The sequence below is a fragment of the Photorhabdus bodei genome (genome assembly GCF_003287735.1).
Lineage (GTDB): Bacteria > Pseudomonadota > Gammaproteobacteria > Enterobacterales > Enterobacteriaceae > Photorhabdus > Photorhabdus kayaii.
On record NZ_NSCM01000096.1, the window covers coordinates 1 to 3,575 of the forward strand.

5 protein-coding genes are annotated in these 3,575 nt (G+C 49.7%); 3 read left to right on the top strand and 2 right to left on the bottom strand.

Annotated elements, in window-relative coordinates; translation table 11 throughout:
- Positions 1-913 precede the first annotated feature (913 nt).
- Both CKY02_RS26035 and CKY02_RS22560 read left to right on the top strand, forming a co-directional pair.
- A complete protein-coding gene (locus CKY02_RS26035; protein ID WP_240002121.1) occupies positions 914-1,816 on the top strand; it encodes a hypothetical protein in 903 nt (300 codons plus the stop codon).
- Positions 1,813-2,313 (top strand): immunity 42 family protein, encoded by a 501-nt coding sequence (locus CKY02_RS22560; RefSeq protein ID WP_112896960.1) that lies wholly within the window; start codon positions 1,813-1,815, stop codon positions 2,311-2,313. The genes CKY02_RS26035 and CKY02_RS22560 overlap by 4 nt, the downstream gene beginning before the upstream one ends.
- 43 nt (positions 2,314-2,356) lie before the next feature.
- Here the strand turns inward: CKY02_RS22560 and CKY02_RS22565 are convergent, their stop codons facing one another.
- The gene (locus tag CKY02_RS22565; protein ID WP_112896961.1) at positions 2,357-2,599 is read right to left on the bottom strand and encodes a SymE family type I addiction module toxin; all 243 of its coding nucleotides are present in this window, start codon (positions 2,597-2,599) and stop codon (positions 2,357-2,359) included.
- Positions 2,600-2,677: 78 nt separating this feature from the next.
- Positions 2,678-3,070, bottom strand: a complete 393-nt coding sequence (locus tag CKY02_RS22570; RefSeq protein WP_240002122.1) for a helix-turn-helix domain-containing protein — start codon at positions 3,068-3,070, stop codon at positions 2,678-2,680.
- 100 nt (positions 3,071-3,170) lie between these two features.
- On the opposite strand from CKY02_RS22570, the gene CKY02_RS22575 reads away from it, so the two are divergent.
- Positions 3,171-3,575: CHC2 zinc finger domain-containing protein (locus tag CKY02_RS22575; RefSeq protein ID WP_240002123.1), on the top strand; the 405-nt coding region annotated here is incomplete at its 3' end.

A 3,575-nucleotide genomic window follows, 5' to 3' on the forward strand; every position in this document is an offset into this window, starting at 1 on the left:
ACGCCGACACACCGCCGGACAGCCCGACGCCGACCTGAAACCCCGATATCCGCTGACCGTCCGCCCGCCCCCGTTAAGCTGGGCGGGTTCGGTGTGAGGGCAGACCGTGGCCGGACTGCCCGTTAGCCTCGGCGCACGCGGGGGTAAATAGTCGTCAGGCGGCGCAAGCCCCGGCGTCCCCGTTGAGCCGGTCCAGGCCGCCCAACGCCTATTGAACATAATGCGGGGGGAATTATACGCACTGCGCCGGTAAGCCCGGGCAACCGCCTGAGCATTGATGAGCGGCTTAATGCGTATAATTGGCATTATGTCTTGCGCCCCCGCGGGTCGGCATTGCGGGGAGTGGCGCACAAGGCTGACGCCTTATGCTCTAACCGACTGAGCCGGACATCGGCAACTCTGAGTTCTTCTTTAGCTGCCGTGCAACCGTTGGGCCAACCCCCCTAAAGGCAGGTCGGCCTGCGGCCTCCGCTCATTAACTTCCCCCCGCCCCAACCCCGCTGCACTGGCTGCGCCCGGCTCGCACTGCGCTGCGCTCCGTTGCTCGTCCCCGTGCTCGCCATCGCCGCCCCATGCAGCCCCCAGGGGCTTCCCTGAAAAAAACCTCGTGGTCATGCAAGGCCATGCGCAACCCGAAGCCACGGTGCCCCCGAGCGTCGCAGGGGCGCCGCTTGCGGGCTCTATGCCGCCCGCGCCCGCAGAACGGGTGCCCGCCGCCCAAACAAGTTGGGCGACGTTCGCCCGTTGCCGAAAAAGCCGCTACACTGGCAATGGCACGGCAGGAAAAACCGGCGTTCAGGGGTGAAAAGCGCGTCAGGGGGTTTTGGGTTCGGCGACAAAGCAGCACGGGAAAAAACGGGTTGTAACTGACTGAGGGCATTAGGAAAATCGGTGACCGGCGGTCAACTTCGCAATGGAATGGGTTGTTATTGAGAATAACTCACTGCAAACCAAAGTTATCAAAAGTGCGGTTGGAGAAGCCTTTGAGCTGTGTGCGGCTAACCCGAACTGTCGCAATGGACTAACTGCCCTCGGCGCCACGCAAAATCTGCTGCTCACAAATAAACAGATAGAAGAAGCTACGGAAGCAGGCATCAGCCGCGATCCGGAAAAAATCGCCAAGTTGTCACCTGATCAAATAGTCTGGCTGGACTCACAGATTATTGATGGTGTTGGCATGGCATCAGAAATGTTCGGCAGACAAACATGGGGTAATCGATTACCGCCATTAAATAACACGGCTCCTGCTCATACTGGTGGTAATCAACTACCTGTAGAATTACCTCGTCATACGGGTAATAACTCCGGCCAAATTAATGTCGCTCCGAATCATACCGGGAATGAAGAAGGTCGAATTAACACTGGGGAAAATCACACCGGAAATAATGTAGGCCAAATTAACACTGGACCAAGTCACACAGGTAATACAGCGGACACTCCTGACTTACCACACATCATGGAAAGCAAGGCCTATGACTCAAGATTACCAATACCAGAAGTGACTAAAGCTAGTAATGGATTTGAAATAAAATCTAATACAAAACATACGCCTGGTGCACAAGGGTTTAGGCCTAATGCAGGGGTTGAACCAAGAAACTCATTAGAGTTGTTCGAACGTTCTATTCCAACTAAAGATCCTAAGATTCGGTTATCAATTGATAGTCAGGGAGATATCCATCGATTCTTTAATGAAAGTAAAGATGGTACGGGTGCTTTCCATTGGAGCGGTAGTTCTGGTGATAAGAATAATGCACTTGGTAATCGTGAGTTGAAAAATTTCAATAAGGAAATAAAAGAACTGAGGAATAAAAAATGATTTATGGTAACCCGACATTATTTTCCATATCTTATGATGTTATCGAATATTCGGATGATAACTATTGGAAGTTTGGTATTTTAAATTTCATTATTGATGATGAAATTTATCCAGCTAAGGGTTCCAATTATACTTTACATATGGCATTTAATTATCTCAAAGACAGTGGAATTGAGATTTCAAATACCAGACCGTTTGATATTAATTTAAATATCAATGATATAGAGTTAATTAGTGTTTTGGCTCATTCCCACGGAATGTTGCTTGATACTGACTCTGATGATATGGAACTGCCTGAAATTAATCCTATTGGTGTATTTTTAAGCCCTTTAGAAATAGCAGATGTTGGTTTTTATCTTTTTTATTTATTAATAAATAATAATACAGAGGCATTAATATACAGTGCAGATTATGGAGTTAGTGCTAAAAAAATTGAACTTCCAAAGGGAACTGTAAATAAAGTGATATCTGAGTTACCAGAAAAAAATTTTATTTAAAAGTAAATCTCCCTGCAATAAAAGCAGGGAGATAATTTAATCATCAACTATTCTCAACGAGCCGGATAATCAACTGCCCCCGTTCAACGGTGATGTTCACCGCCTGTCCGGTAGTAAACCCGGCTTCTTCCAGCCAGTTGCCTTTAAGATGCAGGCTCGGATGCTGACTGTAATAGCGGGTTCTACCCGTGTTGCGATCTTCGTGGCGGGTGCTGGTATACCCCACCTTATAGCTGCGCCGGGCTTTTGAAATCTTCCAATCTGCATTACAATCGCGGTTAGCCATAGTAACTACTCCAATAGTTGCTTACGGTTAGCGGCGGTTCTGTGCTCCAACACGGGATCGCCGCACGTGTTTTACGTCTTACTTCTCGGTGCCCGCTCTGCTGTTATTACGGGCAAAACGGTTGGCATCGTGTTTTAAAATCAATGACTCCAGTAACACCCTTGCCACTTCTTTCTCTTCCGGCGTGAACTGGCTGATAGCCTCAAACTGCAAACGCAGTTCTTCATCCGGGTTGCGCTCATTCTCGTCAAAAACCAGCGTATCTGCACTGACAGAAAGTGCACGGGAGAGCTTGCGGATAATCTCCAGTGTCGGTTGTACTTCGTCAGCTTCATAACGCCGGATCATTGTCACGTGACAACCGACTTTCTCCGCCAGTGCGGCCTGAGTGAGCTTGCGGTCTTTACGCAGGGTTGCCAGACGTTTACCAAAGTCCATAGAAATTACTCGCCAGGGAAACAGAGCCAGCATTTTAACCCCCTTGTTTAAACGTGATGCTTGAAACATACCATATATGCATGTATAAAGAAACCATAAAAGCATATTGACAGGTTTTTACAGGAGGTTACTGATGGCCCGCATTCCCGATACCGATTTAGCCCACTTAAAGCAAACTGTCTCATTGCTGGGGCTGGTGCGTAAGCAAGGCCGTACGATGAAAAAACGCGGTGAGGATTATGTGCTGCGCTGTCCGTTCCATCACGAGAAAACGCCCTCAATGGTGATATCGCCGGCTAAGAATCTGTATCACTGCTTTGGCTGTGGCGCAGCGGGATCGGTGCTGGACTGGGTGATACAAACAGAAGGCGTCACGCTGAAAATCGCTATCCGCCGGCTGCGGGAGCTGGCCGGGCTGCCGGACATGGACAATGCAGTTGTGGCCGCTTCTTCTTTAGCCGCCCCGCCGGGATCACAGGCCGCACCTCTGCCGAGCCCGAAACTGGCCGACCTGGACGATGACGGGCAGGCGCTGTTG